Annotated in this window: 17 protein-coding genes; 9 read left to right on the top strand and 8 right to left on the bottom strand. The window is 70.1% G+C overall.

Translation table 11 applies throughout. The features are described from left to right. Positions 1-32 precede the first annotated feature (32 nt). Positions 33-446 carry a hypothetical protein gene (locus ASE44_RS11575; RefSeq protein WP_157579917.1) on the top strand — a complete coding sequence of 138 codons (414 nt, stop codon included), beginning with the start codon at positions 33-35 and terminating at the stop codon, positions 444-446. A 21-nt stretch (positions 447-467) separates the two neighbouring features. Here ASE44_RS11575 and ASE44_RS11570 read toward each other — a convergent pair whose 3' ends face one another. Next, entirely contained in the window at positions 468-1,037 is a 570-nt protein-coding gene (locus ASE44_RS11570) for a hypothetical protein (protein ID WP_157579915.1), read from the bottom strand. Between the two features lie 79 nt (positions 1,038-1,116). Beyond that, positions 1,117-1,962 (bottom strand): helix-turn-helix transcriptional regulator, encoded by an 846-nt coding sequence (locus ASE44_RS11565; protein WP_056779922.1) that lies wholly within the window; start codon positions 1,960-1,962, stop codon positions 1,117-1,119. Between the two features lie 100 nt (positions 1,963-2,062). Between ASE44_RS11565 and ASE44_RS11560 the strand changes: the two genes are divergently transcribed. Next, positions 2,063-2,824, top strand: a complete 762-nt coding sequence (locus ASE44_RS11560) for an SDR family oxidoreductase (protein WP_056779919.1) — start codon at positions 2,063-2,065, stop codon at positions 2,822-2,824. Between the two features lie 22 nt (positions 2,825-2,846). Here ASE44_RS11560 and ASE44_RS18560 read toward each other — a convergent pair whose 3' ends face one another. Genes ASE44_RS18560 through ASE44_RS11545 form a run of 3 tightly spaced genes read right to left on the bottom strand, consistent with a single transcriptional unit; the run spans position 2,847 to position 5,979 of the window. Then, a complete protein-coding gene (locus ASE44_RS18560) occupies positions 2,847-3,251 on the bottom strand; it encodes a PIN domain-containing protein (RefSeq protein WP_056779917.1) in 405 nt (134 codons plus the stop codon). Continuing rightward, on the bottom strand, positions 3,248-3,469 hold the full coding sequence (locus ASE44_RS11550) for a type II toxin-antitoxin system VapB family antitoxin (protein ID WP_056779915.1): 222 nt from the start codon (positions 3,467-3,469) through the stop codon (positions 3,248-3,250). The genes ASE44_RS18560 and ASE44_RS11550 overlap by 4 nt, the downstream gene beginning before the upstream one ends. A 59-nt stretch (positions 3,470-3,528) precedes the next feature. Continuing rightward, positions 3,529-5,979, bottom strand: coding sequence for a glycoside hydrolase family 2 TIM barrel-domain containing protein (locus ASE44_RS11545; RefSeq protein ID WP_056779911.1), 2,451 nt, complete (start codon positions 5,977-5,979; stop codon positions 3,529-3,531). 154 nt (positions 5,980-6,133) lie between these two features. Here ASE44_RS11545 and ASE44_RS11540 point away from each other — a divergent pair, with 154 nt between their 5' ends. Further along, a complete protein-coding gene (locus ASE44_RS11540) occupies positions 6,134-7,192 on the top strand; it encodes a LacI family DNA-binding transcriptional regulator (protein ID WP_200921063.1) in 1,059 nt (352 codons plus the stop codon). Positions 7,193-7,227: 35 nt separating this feature from the next. Here ASE44_RS11540 and ASE44_RS11535 read toward each other — a convergent pair whose 3' ends face one another. Next, complete coding sequence (locus tag ASE44_RS11535) at positions 7,228-8,118, bottom strand: NAD-dependent epimerase/dehydratase family protein (RefSeq protein ID WP_056914193.1); 891 nt, start codon at positions 8,116-8,118, stop codon at positions 7,228-7,230. Positions 8,119-8,183: 65 nt separating this feature from the next. Here ASE44_RS11535 and ASE44_RS11530 point away from each other — a divergent pair, with 65 nt between their 5' ends. Further along, positions 8,184-8,495 (top strand): metalloregulator ArsR/SmtB family transcription factor, encoded by a 312-nt coding sequence (locus ASE44_RS11530; protein WP_056009664.1) that lies wholly within the window; start codon positions 8,184-8,186, stop codon positions 8,493-8,495. Between the two features lie 40 nt (positions 8,496-8,535). Here ASE44_RS11530 and ASE44_RS11525 read toward each other — a convergent pair whose 3' ends face one another. Next, positions 8,536-9,432, bottom strand: a complete 897-nt coding sequence (locus tag ASE44_RS11525; protein ID WP_056779904.1) for an alpha/beta hydrolase fold domain-containing protein — start codon at positions 9,430-9,432, stop codon at positions 8,536-8,538. A 95-nt stretch (positions 9,433-9,527) separates the two neighbouring features. Here ASE44_RS11525 and ASE44_RS11520 point away from each other — a divergent pair, with 95 nt between their 5' ends. Continuing rightward, on the top strand, positions 9,528-9,860 hold the full coding sequence (locus ASE44_RS11520) for a DUF4333 domain-containing protein (protein ID WP_235522590.1): 333 nt from the start codon (positions 9,528-9,530) through the stop codon (positions 9,858-9,860). Positions 9,861-9,997: 137 nt separating this feature from the next. Further along, positions 9,998-10,492, top strand: coding sequence for a GNAT family N-acetyltransferase (locus ASE44_RS11515; protein WP_056779899.1), 495 nt, complete (start codon positions 9,998-10,000; stop codon positions 10,490-10,492). Between the two features lie 28 nt (positions 10,493-10,520). Here ASE44_RS11515 and ASE44_RS11510 read toward each other — a convergent pair whose 3' ends face one another. Next, positions 10,521-11,414: a DUF808 domain-containing protein gene (locus tag ASE44_RS11510; RefSeq protein ID WP_056779895.1), complete on the bottom strand. Its 894-nt coding sequence runs from the start codon at positions 11,412-11,414 to the stop codon at positions 10,521-10,523. A gap of 205 nt (positions 11,415-11,619) precedes the next feature. Here ASE44_RS11510 and ASE44_RS11505 point away from each other — a divergent pair, with 205 nt between their 5' ends. The 3 genes from ASE44_RS11505 (at position 11,620) to ASE44_RS11495 (ending at position 14,308) form a co-directional block, all read left to right on the top strand. Then, positions 11,620-12,819, top strand: a complete 1,200-nt coding sequence (locus tag ASE44_RS11505; protein WP_056779893.1) for a hypothetical protein — start codon at positions 11,620-11,622, stop codon at positions 12,817-12,819. 192 nt (positions 12,820-13,011) lie between these two features. Then, positions 13,012-13,956 carry an alpha/beta fold hydrolase gene (locus tag ASE44_RS11500; protein WP_056779890.1) on the top strand — a complete coding sequence of 315 codons (945 nt, stop codon included), beginning with the start codon at positions 13,012-13,014 and terminating at the stop codon, positions 13,954-13,956. Between the two features lie 91 nt (positions 13,957-14,047). Next, positions 14,048-14,308, top strand: a complete 261-nt coding sequence (locus ASE44_RS11495) for a hypothetical protein (protein WP_056009647.1) — start codon at positions 14,048-14,050, stop codon at positions 14,306-14,308. Positions 14,309-14,318 lie beyond the last annotated feature (10 nt).

Below are 14,318 nucleotides of genomic sequence, written 5' to 3'. Positions count from 1 at the left end.
GCAGGATCTCCAGTGTTCCATGGGGAGGTCCTGTGCGTGTTTTCGGTGTGATCGCCATTGTTCTGGCGGCTCTCGGCCTGGCGGTCGGGGTGCTGCTGCTCTTCGGCAACCGCGATCTCTCGTCGTCGGGGCCGCAACTGCTGCCGGCTGCGGCGTACGACTCCTGGCGGTTCCTACTGGGCGTCCTGCTGTGGTTCGCGTCGCTGCTCTTCGTCGCAGGTGTCCTCGCCGTCTCGCGGCAGCCTGGCCTCGCCTGGCTGATGCTCCTGGCGTTCATCCCGCTGCTCGTGGTCTACCTGCTCGGTGGCGGGCTGATGCCGAGCCTCGCCCTGGCGCTCGTCGCGGTCGTCGTCCTCGGTCTCGTCGTCCCCGCGATCATCGCCGGTGTCGGCCTCGCGATCGGCGGCGCGGTCCGTCGGCGGAAGCTCCGCACGGCGCCCGTCTGACCGATCAGCTCCGATCCAAGCTCAACGGACGGAGGGGGTGAGCGCCGAACCCAAGCGGGACAGTGGGATCGCACCGGGGAACGGCGCACGCACCGGCTCCCAGCCTGGTTCGGCGAGACGCCGCTCGGCGACGTTCTTCGTCTGCCCGTCCCAGATCCGGGTGAGCACATTGCCGGCGCGCCGACTCAATATCGTGGTGATCAGGTTGAGCGGCGAGATCGGGACGGGCATCTCGACGTCGAGCAGGATGCAGAGCCGACCCGAGTACAGGAAGTTCGGATCGTGGTTCACGAACCACCCGCCCCCGGCGATCCGCAGGTAGGTCTCACCGATGTATCGGGTGGCACCATCGTTGAAATCGGTGTCCTGCTCCTGCGCGAAGGACTGCCGGTCAGGCCAACGGTCGAGGATGAGCCGCTCGAGGGAAACGAGCGAGTCTCGCGTGTAATCGGTGACGACCTCGCGGGGGGTGAGGAAGTCCTCGAACCGCGCGAGGCGGGGGTGCATGATCTCCAGCCACTCGAGCAGCAGGCTGTCCTGCTCCGGCAGGTTCCCTGGCTCGCTGGTCCCGGTGCGTTCGTCCTCGGTCATCCATCGACCGTACCGGGCGGTCGCCGCCCGCGGCATGGGCAGTCCTCCCTTCGGCGGTCTCCTCAACGGCGCCTGGCGTTCACCGCGCCCCCTCGAAGGTCTGCGTCCCGAGCACGGCGAGCAGTTTCAGCTTGCCCTCGGCCGGCGTATGGGGTGCGGCGGTGAGCACGAGCAGGGACTGCGACTGGTCCTCGGTGAAGAGCGCCTGGCAGTCGAGCTCGATGGGACCGATCTCGGGATGGATGAGCACCTTGTGGTCCTCGAACCGGCGCCCGACCTCGTGCGTCGCCCACAGGCGGCGGAACTCCTCGCTGTGCGCCGAGAGGGCGTCGACGATCTCGCCCGCCGGCGACTGCGCGCCGAGTGACCCGTAGGCCGCACGGAGGGAGGCGACCTGGGCCCGACTCTGTCGCTCACGGTCCTCCTCCGGGTAGCGGAGTCGCTCCTCGGGCCGGACGAACCAGCGGTGGATCGCGCTGCGTTCGAGGCCCTGGTACCGGCTCTCGTCGCCGAACAGCGCGCGGGCGGGGTCGTTCTGGACGAGCGTCTCGCCGAGGGCCGACAGGATGAGCGCCGGCGTGTCCGTGAGCCGGTCGAGGACCCGCAGCAGCGCGGGGGCGACGTAGTCCGAGGTCGCGAGGCGCGTGGGTGCGTTGTGGCCGGCGATCCGGTACAGGTAGTCGCGTTCCTCGGCGCTCAGCCGCAGCGCACGGGCGAGCGAACCGAGCATCTGCGTGCTCGGCTGGGGGCCGCGCTGCTGCTCGAGCCGCGCGTAGTAGTCGGTGGACATCGAGGCGAGCTGCGCGACCTCCTCGCGTCGGAGCCCCGCCGTCCGGCGACGAGGACCGGCACTCAAGCCGACATCCGCGGGCTGCAAGGCCGATCGATGACGGAGGAGGAAGTCTGCGAGCGCTGGGCGATCCATCCCGCCAGTATCCGCCCCTGAGGTTCGGCTATCCAGGGACCGCGGATCCCTGGATCGACGAACCCTGGTGGCGAGCGTCGGACGGCCGCAGACTCGACGCATGCAGATCACCGGAAACACCGTCTTCATCCCCGGCGCGACGAGCGGCATCGGCCTCGCTCTCGCACGACGCCTCCACTCGGCCGGCAACACCGTCATCGTCGGTGGGCGTCGCACGGAACTCCTCGAGTCGATCGCGGCCGAGGAGCCCGGTCTCCACACCGTGCGCATCGACACGACCGACCCGGCGAGCATCGAGGTGGCCGCGGCCCAGGTCATCGCCGAACACCCCGAGCTCAACGTCCTCATCACCATGGCGGGTGTCATGCGTGGCGAGGACTGGACGGCTCCGGACTTCGTCGCGACCGCGGAGAAGATCATCACGACGAACGTCCTCGGCCCCATCCGGCTGATCGGTGCGTTCATCGAGCACCTCCGCAGCCGGCCGGACGCCACCATCATGACCGTCTCCTCGGGCCTCGCGTTCACGCCGTTGCGCGTCACCCCGACGTACAACGCGAGCAAGGCCGCGATCCACATGCTGAGCGAGTCCATCCGCCTGCAGCTCGCATCCACGAGCGTGCACGTCGTCGAACTCGTCCCGCCCGCCGTCCGCACCTCGCTCATGCCGGGACAGGAGACGAGCGACTTCGCGATGCCGCTCGACGCCTACGTCGACGAGGTCATGGCGCTCATCGAGGCCCAGCCCGACGCGACCGAGATCCTGGTGGAGAACGTCAAGTTCCTCCGGTTCGCCGAGGCCCGAGGCGACTACGCGCAGACCGTCGCGACGGTCAACCGGCTCGACCCGCACGGGAACTGACTCAGCATCACTCCGAACCGAGTCAGGGTTCGACGTACTCCTGGCGGACGGCGCCCCGGGTGGCCAGCTCGAGGTACCCGAAGTCGTGGTCCGCGTTGAGGACGACTGCGTCGTTGGCGACCGCATACGCGGCGATCAGGCAGTCGAATGCCGCTGCCGCCCGGACCAGCCCGTTCTCCCACAGCGCCTGCTGCAGGGCCAGAGCCTCAGACGCGGACGGGTGCTCCCACGCAGGGAGCAGCCCGTCCATGTCCTCGCGAAGCTCGCGATACTCGTCGGCAGTGCGCGCCGAATGGCAGTACTCCAGGACCTGCGGAGGACACGTGATGATCAAGTGGTGCGGTGAGAGGTCCCGAAGTCGCTGCGCGATGCGGGCACTCGTGTGCGCCCGTTGCCAGATGCTGTTGTCGACGAGGTAGACGGTCACCGGGCGGCAGGCCCGACCGTCGGCGTGATCGTGGGTGCATCCAACTGATCCGGCTCGAACGACCGCCCGATGATGCGTTCGACAGCGGCAGGCTGACGGCGGACGGCGATGAGCGTCCTGAGGGCGAGGTCGACCGTCTCCCGGTTGGAGGTGGTTCCGGCGAGCTCCTTCGCCTGCTTGAGTTCGGCTTGGTCGATGTCGATGGAGGTGATGGTCATGGATGCTCCCGTCTTATATAGAGCATTGTATAACACGCGGCGGGCACTGGCGCCGACGGTCAGGACGTCGAAGGAGCCTCCACAGCCTCCAGGTCGAGGACGACTTCGCGCAGGCCGGCACCGCTGACCGTGACCGTGATGGATCCTGGCCCGGTGGGGCGGATGATGGCGAGCGCCCGCCCGTCGAAGGTGGTGCGGGTGGTGGCGTCGAACCGCTCGGTCGTGCTCGGCGTGCCGGTGCCGAACCCCGCGAGGACCCCGGCACCGGAGACGTCGATCGAGACCTGGCGGTCGGCGCCCGTGACGAGCACGCCGGCGGTGTCGCGCAGTTCGATCGCGACGAAGGAGAGGTCGGTGTCGTCGGCGCGGATCACCGTGCGGTCGGCGGTCGCGACGAGCTGGGTCGGCCCGGTGGCGGAGACGAGTGAGGTGCGGCCGACCACCGTTCCCGCGCGGTAGGCGACGGCCTTGAGCGTGCCCGGCCGGTAGACGGTCTCGAACGAGGCGAGCATCGGTCGGCGTCCACCCACCGGCCCGCGTGCGACCTCCGTCCCGTCGAGGAGCAGCGCGACCTCGTCGGCGTCCGCCGCGACCTCGACCGTCACCGGAGCATCCTCGAAGCCCGGCCACGTCCATGAATCGACCGAGTCGCTCCACGCCCACGGCGACTGCATCGTGACCGTCTGCCCGTGGCGCTCGGGGCGCAGCACGGCGATCGCCGGTTCCGTGCGCAGGCCGAAGACGATCTCCCGGTAGTAGGAGACAGGTCGGCGCCAGCCCGTGAGGTCGAGGTCACCGCACCACGCGGTGAGGTACGGGAACTCGCGTTCGAGGGCCCCGTTCGCCTCGGGGTCCTCGGCGTAGGACGTCGCCCCGATACCGACCTCGCCGAGGTAGTCCCAGCCGGTCCACGTGAAGTCGCCGATGACGTTCGGGTTGGCCTCGACGAGCGGCCAGAGCTCGCCGATCTGCGTCGGGAACGTCTCAGAACCCACGATCACCCGGTGGGGGAAGCGTTCGGCGTCGCTCGCGTAGCGGCCGTCCGCGTAGTTGAGGCCCAGCACGTCGAGCGCCGCGCTGGACTCCTCGGTGCGGGTCGTGACGGCGTCGGAGGAGCCGATGAGGCTCATCATGTTCGCGCCGGCCTCGCCCATCAGTTCGTTCAGCCCCTGGTCCGACGCCATGATCTCGTCGAGTTCGTCGAGCACCGACAGGGTCGCGTTCACGCCGTTCGTGACCGGTCGGGTCGGGTCGAGTGCGCGGACGTGCTCGGCGAGCTCGCGGGCCAGGATCGCGCCGTGCGGGGTCCCGACCTCGACGATCTCGTTGCCGATCGAGTACATGATGACGCTCGGGTGGTTGACGTCCTTGGCCACCATCGACTCCAGGTCCGATCGCCACCACTGCTCGAAGTCGAGTGACGGGTCGAAGGTGGTCTTGCCGCGGTGCCACTGGTCGAAGGCCTCGTCCATCACGAGCATCCCGATCCGGTCGCAGGCGTCGAGCATGGCCGGTGAGGCCGGATTGTGGGCGGCCCGGATGGCGTTGAACCCCGCGTCCTTGAGGAGCTGGATGCGACGCTCCTCGGCACGCGCGATCGAGGCCGCCCCGAGCGGGCCGTTGTCGCTGTGGATGCAGGCACCCCGCAGGAGCACGGGTTCGCCGTTGATCCGGAGTCCCTTCCGCGGGTCGACGGTGACGGTTCGGATGCCGTGGACGGTGTGCACGGTGCTGCCGGCGTCCGACTCGTCGGCGGCGGGTGCCAGCGTGGTCTGCGCGGTGTACAGCGAGGGGGACTCGACGCTCCAGAGCGCCGGATCCTGGACGTAGAGTCGCTGCCGGATGGTCGCCGTGCCGCCCGGCGCGACCGTGACGGGCGTGCGGTCCTGTTCGACGACGACACTCGCAGGCGAGGTGAGCTCCGTGGTGAGGACATGGGACCTCGTCGTGAGGCCGCGGTTGGCGACGGTGGTCACGACCTCCAACACCGCCTGGTCGTCCTCGATACGGACCGTCGTGATGCGGACGCCGTCGGGCACGATGTGCGTCGGCTCGTCCACGTGCAGGAGGACCGGCCGGTGGAGACCTGCGCCGGCGTACCATCGCGAGTCCTGGCCTGAGCGCACCTCGATGCGCAGGGTGTTCGTCGCACCGGCTCGGAGGTACGGCGTGAGGTCGACGAAGAACCGGGCGAAGCCGTCGGATCGGTTGCCCGCGAACTCGTCGTTGAGGTACACCATCGCGTGGCGGAAGGCGCCCTGGACCTCGAGTCGCACGATCCGCCCCGCCCACGCGGCTGGAACCTCGAAGGTCTTCACGTAGCTGAAGGCCCCGGCCGGGAAGTAGGCGGCCCCACCCTTGGCCGGGGCGTCGGCTGAGCGGTCGGCGTCGCGGAGTGCGTCGTGCGGGAGTGTCACGGCCACCGAGTCGTCGGCGCCGCCCTGCACGGCCGCGAAGGGCCCCCGAGGTGCCCGGACGATCCAGCCGTCGGTGAACGAGGTGATGGTCATGGCGCGCTCCAGTGCGATTCGATGCGAAAGTCTTTCGTCTGTGGTCGACGGTCCGCTCACGCTATGCGAGCGGCTTCGTTCCGGTCAACGCGTCGATCACGAAACTGTTTCGCTACGCTGGGTCGATCCGTGACCCTGATCCTGGAGGAGCCGCATGGCACGCACGCCGATGACCGGCCCGACCCTGGCGTCGATCGCGGAACACGCCGGGGTCTCCGTCGCGACGGTCTCGAAGGTCGTCAACGGCCGCCAGGGCATGTCCGAGGCGACGCGGGCGCGCGTGGAGGCGGCTGTCCGTGAGCTCGGGTACCGCCCGGCCGCGCGCTCGGCTGGCGGCGGCCTACGCCAGGTCCACGTCGTGTTCGACACCCTGCACAGCGTGTACTCCCTGCGGGTGCTCGACGGCATGGTCGCGGCCGCGCAACGCCTCGACGTCGACCTCGTGACCCGGGTGCTGTCGCCCGCTTCCGGATTCGGGACCGACGGCGCGACCGGTGACGAGCTGGCGCTCGACCGCGCCTTCGTCGAGCGGGTCGCCGCGCGGGGCGCGCTCGGCATGATCGTCGTGACGACACCGATCGACGCCGACGTGGTGGACGCCTGCCTGGATGCGGGCGTCGCGCTCGTCGCGGTCGACTCCCCGGATCCGCTCGCCCGGTCGGTGGCGAGTATCGGCTCCAGCCACGCGGTCGGCGGGCAGCAGGCCGTCGAGCATCTCATCGGCCTCGGCCACCGGCGGATCGCCTTCGTGGGTGGTCACCCGGCGAATCCGGGGCTGCGGGCGCGGGCGGTCGGCTACCGCGAGGCGCTCCGCTCGGCCGGCATCCCGCTCGACCCCGAGCTCGTGTCGGAGGAGGGGATGGGTACGTCGGCGCCCGCCGTGGAGCGCATGCTCGCACTCGACGACCCACCCACGGCCGTCTTCGCGACCAACGACGCCGACGCCTTCGCGGTCATCCGCACCCTGCTCCAGGCGGGGCTCCGCGTGCCGGAAGACGTCAGCGTCGTCGGCTACGACGACACGTACTCGGCCATGCTCACCGTTCCTCGCCTGACCACGGTGCACACCTCCATGCACGACATCGGCCGCGCGGCCGTCGACACCCTGCTCCGGCTGCAGGCGGGAGAGCGGCCGTTCTCGCACCACCTGGAGCTCGCGACGACGCTCATCGAACGGGAGTCGACCGGTCCCCGTCGGCCCGATGACCGCTGATCGGTCGGCACCCGTCGTTCAGCGCCGCGCTCCGATCAGGCGAACCGTCGCAGGTCGGCGAGCGTGAACCGTCCGGCGGGGAGCGCTGCGCGGATGCGTGCCTCGTCGAACCGCCGCTGGGGTCGCAGTGCCTCGGGGAGTTCGGGTGTCGGCGGGGCCGCGGCGTCGACGCCCTCGGCGAGCATCTGCGCCTGTGCTTTCGCGACGAGCGGTGTCACCATGAGCCGCTCGGTCAGACGCGCGAGCAACCGGATCGTCCAGACGGGCACCGGGACGTACAGCGGCCGTCGGCCGGCGACGCGAGCGATCCGCCGGACGGCCGTCCCCAGCGGCAGCGTCTCGGCGCCCATCACCGCGACCGTCGGCTCGGTGACCCGGCCCTCGAGGGCGGCGAGGAGGACGTCGACCGCATCGGCGACCGGCACCGGGCGGACGAGGCGTTCGCGGTAGCCGACGGTCGCGAACACTGGGAAGGTGCGGACGGCCTTCGTCACGTGGTCGATCATGTGGTCGCCGGCCCCGTAGATCATCCCGAACTTCAGGACCGTGTGCGGGATGCCCGACCCGCGGACGAGCTCCTCGGCCGCCCACTTCGTCTCGTGGTAGCCCGAGCCGCAGTCGGGGCGGGCGCGGAGGAAGCTCACGAGGACGAGGCGCCCGACGCCGGCTCGGCGGGCCGCGTCCACGACGGCCTGGGTGCCTCGCACGTGCACGCGCTCGAAGGTCTGCTCGCCGATCTCCCGGTTGATGCCGGCGCAGTGCGCGACGGCGTCGCAGCCCGCGAACGCCGTCGCGAGTGCCTCGGTGTCGTCGATGTCGACCCCGGTGCGCCGAGAGACGATCACCGCCTCGTGGCCGTCCCCCTGCAGGCGTTCGGCCAGGTGGCGACCGACGAACCCGGTCCCGCCGGTGATGGCGATGCGCATGACAACTCCTTCGCTTGTTAGCAATAGAGCTAAACCGTATATCGCAATTGTGCTAGATTGCAACCATGGCAGATACAGCGTCGGACATCTTCGCCGCACTCGCGCACCCGACGCGACGACAGATCCTCCAGGACCTCAAGGACGGCGAGCTGGCCGCCGGCGAGATCGCGTCGCGGTTCGACGCCACGGGGCCCACCATCTCGCGCCACCTCAGTGTGCTGCGCCAGGCGGGGCTCGTCTCCGAGCGTCGCGACGCCAACCGGATCCTCTACTCGCTCGTCGGCGAACGCCTCGCGCTGTCGGTCGGCGACTTCCTGTCGACGGTGTGCCCGGAGCAGATGGTGCTCCGCGAGGTCCGCAAGCGCCGCACGGCCTAGGCGCGCGACCGGTCGACTCCCGGCTGGGTCAGCGGCTGGGTCAGCGCAGCCCGCGGGCGACGCTCCGGACGATCGTCTGCGTCGCCGCCTTCCCCGAGCGGGTCGGCAACAGCGCCCACACGTGGAACTGACCGACACCCTCGTGGAAGTCGAGGGACACCCCGGCCGCTCGGGCACGCTCGACGAGCAGCGCGGCGTCGGGGTTGAGGACGTCCCGCGTGCCGCTCAGCAGGGTGATCGGCCCGAGCCCGGCGAGCTCGCCGAAGAGTGGGCTGACCGCCGGGTCGGTGAGCTCGAGGTCGCCGCGCCAGTACTCCGCGAACACCCGACCGCCAGGGGTGGCGAGCCACGGGTCGCTCGGCTGCACGAGCGGGATCCGTGGGTTGCTCCACGTGAGGTCGAGCGCGGGGGACAGGAGGGTGGTCATGGGGAGGACGATGCCCTCGTCGCGCAGGCGGAGCGCCGCGGACAGGGCGATCTGGCCGCCGGCGGAGTCGCCCGCGAGGACGGTCGGTCCATGTCGGTCGAGGCTGCGTCGGACGAGCTCGACCATGCCCGTCCGGGCCTCCGCCGCGGTGCCGTAGGGCACGAGGGGATAGATCGGCAGGGTGACGGTCGCGCCCGTCTCCGCCGCGATGGTGGCCGCGAGCACCCAGTGCTGGGGCGCGATCTCGCCGACCCACCCGCCGCCGTGCGCGTACACGACCCCGCCGGCGGAGGCACGCTTCGTCGGGCTGACCGTGTACACCGGCCAGTCGCCGAACCGTTCGACATCGACCCGGACGTCCGGCCGCAGCGTGGCCGGTGGTCCGTAGGGCACCGGTCGGAGCGTCCGTTCCCGGATCCGGCGCCGGGCACCCGCTTCGCTCACGAAGGCGCGGTTCGCGCGGATGAGGCGGAGCGCCGGGCCGACGAGGGCGTTGGGGACGATCAACACGGTGCCTCTTCTCTGGACGGTGCCGCCACGGTAGCAGCGCCCGCTGGGGAGGACTCCCCATCGCCCACGTGCCGGAGAGCGGACAGACTGGCGGCATGACCCGTCACCGTCTCCTGTCGTCCCTCGCCATCGCTCTGCTGCCGATGGGGCTCCTGCTCACCGGTTGCAGCTTCAGCGCCAGTGCCGGCCTCACCGTCCCCGCTTCGGACATCGCGGACGCCGCGGCCGGAGCCCTCGAGGAGCAGGTCGGCACTCGGCCGGACCTCGACTGCGGGGACGAGCGCGTCAAGCTCATCGACGAGACCACCGTCGACTGCACGCTCACCGACCCGTCCTCGGGCTCCGAGTACGACGCCGTCGTCACGATCAGCGACGTCGAGGGCACGAAGTACCACGTGGCCGTGCAGGTGGCCGACACCGCGAACTGATCACGCGGTCGGTCGCCGGGCGTGCCCCGGTCGCATCGGTGTCCTCCTGACGCGCTCGGGCCCTGTGGTGCGTGGGAGACTGGCAGACGGCGTCGGTCGCTCGATCACGCCGTCGCAGCCCGCCCCGGAAGAAGCACATGACCGTCGTGACCCCAGCCAGCATCGAGTCCGTCTCCTGGGACGACGAGCGGGCGGTGCGGCTGCGTGCCGCCATGGACGAGGAGATGGGCGCGCGGTATGCGTCCGCCTGGGAGGACTGGAACGCTGAGGCGGCCCAGCGGGCGCAGGCGGCGTTCACCGTGGATCCAGCGGACATCCGGGCGACCTTCCTCGCGCTCGTCGACGGCGAGCCGGTCGGCCATGCCGCGCTGCGACGGCTCGGCGAGGAGTGGGAACTCAAGCGCGTCGTGACCCTGCCCGGCCACCGTGGCCGGGGCGTCTCGCGCCTGCTCATCGCGGCCGTCGAGGATGCCGCGCGGGCCGAGGGCGCCGAGCGACTCATCCTGCAGACCGGCGACCGGCAGCCTGAGGCCGTCCGCCTGTACGAGTGGCTCGGCTACGAGCCGATCCCCATCTACCCGCCGTACGAGGTCATCCCGATGTCGCTCTGCTACGCACGGCAGCTGCGCTAGCGTCCGGTCGTTCGTGCGGCGGCCGTCGTCAGTGCGACGTGGTCGCTGGCTGCTTGCCGGAGCGCAGGCGCGAGATGCCGAGGACGATCCCGACCACGATCAGGCCGAGCACGAGTCCGACCACAGCCGACATCGCGGTGTCGGCGATCCAGACGACCACGGGCCCCGCGGCTTCGATCGCGTGCGTGACGGCGTGGAAGAGGTCCAACGGGCCGTGCCAGATCGTCTCGGCGAGGTTCGCGACGACGAGGTGGCCACCGACCCACAGCATCGCGACCGTGCCGACGATGCTGATCACGCGGAAGACGGCGGGCATCGAGGCGACGATGCGCGCACCGGTGCGCCGGACGCCGCGCGAGGGGTTCTTCATGAGCCGGAGTCCGATGTCGTCGATCTTCACGAGCAGCGCGACCGCGCCGTAGACGACGGCGGTCATGACGAGGCCGATGACGAGGAGTGCGCCGAGGGTCATCCAGATGCCGATGTCGGCGTCGAGGCTGGCCAGCGAGATGAGCATGATCTCGGTGCTGAGGATGAGGTCGGTGCGGACGGCGCCGGAGACGAGCTTCTTCTCGTCGCGGACGTCCTCCTCGGCTGCCTCGTGGTGGACGCCGAACCACTCCATGACCTTCTCGGCGCCCTCGAAGCAGAGGTAGGTGCCGCCGATGATGAGGAGGAACGGCAGGACCCAGGGTGCGAAGGCGGTGAGCAGCAGGGCGATCGGGATGATGATGACGAACTTGTTGATCAGGCTGCCGCGGGCGATGCGCCAGACGACCGGCAGTTCCCGCGCCGGCGTGAGTCCCTGCACGTACTGCGGGGTGACGGCGGCATCGTCGATGACGACACCCGCGGTCTTCGCGCTCGCCTTCAGGGCGGCGCTGAGGATGTCATCGACAACGGCGAGCAGGCCGACCGACATGTGCTTCTCCTTGACTCGGGTGTCGCGCCACCGCGGGCTCGGCGGGGACGGAGTCCAGAGTAGTGCGGATCCGCGGCGTCGCAGGCGGTCGAGTGCGCATCACAGGCACGCTGGCGCGGGCGTCGTCCATCGGGTAGGGGCTGCTCCCTTCCGCTCGGATACCACCCCGGTACTGTTGGCACTCACGACAGATAGGGGATTTCGAATGGTCGAGACCACACCGCGCCGCTCACGGTCGGCCGTGCTCGCGCTGACCTTGACGATCGGAACGCTCGTCGCGGCGGCGATCATCGGCGGGTACTTCATCATCGTCGGCGATCAGGCCGACATCGCCGGACGCGTCTGGCTCACACTGCTGCTGCTCGCGGCGTTCGTCGGAGCCGTCTCACTCGACGCGGCAGCCGGACACGGGCCCAACAAGTGGTACCTGGCCGTCTCGACCCTGGTGAACATCTTCCTCGTCACGGTCGGGTTGCTGAAGCTGTGGAACGGGTGGCTCCAGCCCCCGAACACCGACGACGGCTTCGTCTGGTCCGGGCAGATCATGCTGTTCTTCGGCATCGTCATCATCACCCGCGTGGCACTGATCATCATCCAGGTGTACTTCCTGCACTTCGTCACGCGTGCCTCCTCCACCGTGATCAGGGCCACCGGCATCGTGACGATCTCGCTCATCATCGCGACGGTCCTCGTGCTCGTGCTGCCGATGGCGTTCCCCGAGGGCACCTGGGCGGATTGGTGGTGGCGCATCGCAGCGGCCACGACGCTCGCTGCAGCCATCTCCGCCGTGATCCCGGTGATCGTCCGTGCGTTCTCGCCGAAGCCCGAGGGCGAACCGGTGAACTACGGCCAGCAGCCGTACCGTCCCGAGGTGTACCAGAGCGCGCCCGCGTACCCGGTCCAGGGCCACTCCGGGCAGCACCAGCCGCCCTACCAGGGGCAGCCGCAGCAGGGCTATCAGGGCCAGCCGCAGCAGGGATACCAGGGTCAGGGCTACCCGAACCAGCCGCAGCAGAGGTACCAGGGTCAGCCGTATCCCGGTCAGTCCTACCCGGGGCAGCCGAGCCACGGTCAGGGTCAGGGTCAGGGTCAGCAGGGCCAGGGCTACCAAGCTGCGCCGTCCCAGGGGCAGTACGGGCAGCCGCAGGGGCAGCCCGCACCGCAGCCCGGCCAGCAATGGTCGGCACCCGCGTGGCAGGGCTCGGCGCCAGGTCAGCAGGGGCCGACGCCGAACGGCGCGCCGCAGCAGTGGGGACCTCCGCAGGCCGGGCCGCAGGCGCCAGGACGGCCGTCGAACCCGCAGCAGCCGCCCGTTCCGCCGCAGCAGGTGCAGCAGCAGGTGCAGCCGCCCGCTCCTCCGGAAGAGGTGGCGCCGCCCGAGCGGCCGACGCCACCCGCCGAGTAGGCGAACGCACGATGAACCGGCTGGAAGCCTTCGCTTCCAGCCGGTTCTGTCGTACGAGCCGCTCTGCGCAGATCCGCGTACGGCCGGACGGGGCATCTTCGCCTCACGACGGATGTGCGGCGGGCGGCCTCCCGCGAGGATGGAATCGGCGCGGTGCGACCGCCCGCCGCCGGCTCCACACGACGGGTGACGATGCGCAAGCTCCTGAAGGTTCCACTGATCACGATCGCCACGATCGCCGGACTGATCGGAGCGACCCTCGCCACCACGAGCATCGTCAACGCCGTCGCCAGCGCCGCTGAGGCGGCGGAACTGCAACCGTACGGTCAGCTGGTCGACGTTGACGGCAAGCAGATGAACGTCGTCATCAGCGGCGACGCATCCGAGACGATCGTCCTCCTGCCCGGGCAGGGCACCGCCGCACCCGGTCTCGACTTCCAGCCGCTCGTCGCCGAACTCCGCGACCAGTACCGCGTGGTCGTCGTCGAACCCTTCGGATACGGCCTCAGCGACCAGACCGACGTCCCCCGGACCTCGGCCAACATCGCCGACGAGGTCCACACCGCCCTCAGTAGCCTCGGCATCGGCCGGTACGTGCTCGCCGGACACTCGATCGCCGGCATCACCGCCCTGGAATACCTCCAGCGGTACCGCGACGAGGTCACCGCGTTCATCGGCATCGACACGAGCGTCCCCACACAACCTGGTGCGGACGAGGCCACGCCGACCGATGGCCTCGAGGCGCTGAAAGCACTCGGGATCCTCCGGCTGCTCACCGCCATCGCGCCCGACCCCTCGGCCGGGCTGCCCTACGACGCCGCGACGAAACGACAACTCGCGATCCTCGCGAACCGCAACGCCATGACGCCGACACTGCTCGACGAGATCGCGCACACCCCCGACAACTTCCGCGCCGCCCGGTCGCAGTCGTTCCCCGCAGACCTCCCGATCCTCATGTTCGTGGTCGGAAACGACCCGGAACTCGCCGACTGGGTATCGCTCCACGAGGCCCAGCTCGCTGGCATCGCACGGTCCGAGCTCGTCCTCCTCGACGGCGGTCACTACCTGCACCACACCGAGTCGCCGCAGATGGGCGCCGACATCAAGCGGTTCCTCGGCGACACGCCGACCGGCTGACGACCCGGGCGGATCCGGGCTGGCGTGTCGACCGATGTCGGGTTAGGCTCGCTGTCTATCGAACGTATGTTCGAATGACGGGAGGCCACTCATGTTGATCACGAGCACCGAGATCGCGGTCTGGACGACGCCTGCGGGTGTGCCGGAGCGGTTGTTCTGGGAAGGGGCCCGGTACCTCGTGACCGACACCCCGACACCGCTCGAGCCGAACGTCGCCTTCCTCACCCACCCACCGGCGGCCACACCGGCATGGCGGTTCCAGGCGACCGCGACCGACGGCCGGACCTTCGTCTTCGACATCCGCCTCGACGCGGTCCGCGGCCGCTGGCAGCTCCTGCGGGCCTACGAATGACCCGCGCCGC

The sequence above is a fragment of the Plantibacter sp. Leaf1 genome (assembly GCF_001421315.1).
GTDB lineage: Bacteria > Actinomycetota > Actinomycetes > Actinomycetales > Microbacteriaceae > Plantibacter.
Note: the sequence above shows the minus strand (reverse complement) of the source record. Positions and strands in the feature narration are given on the sequence as shown.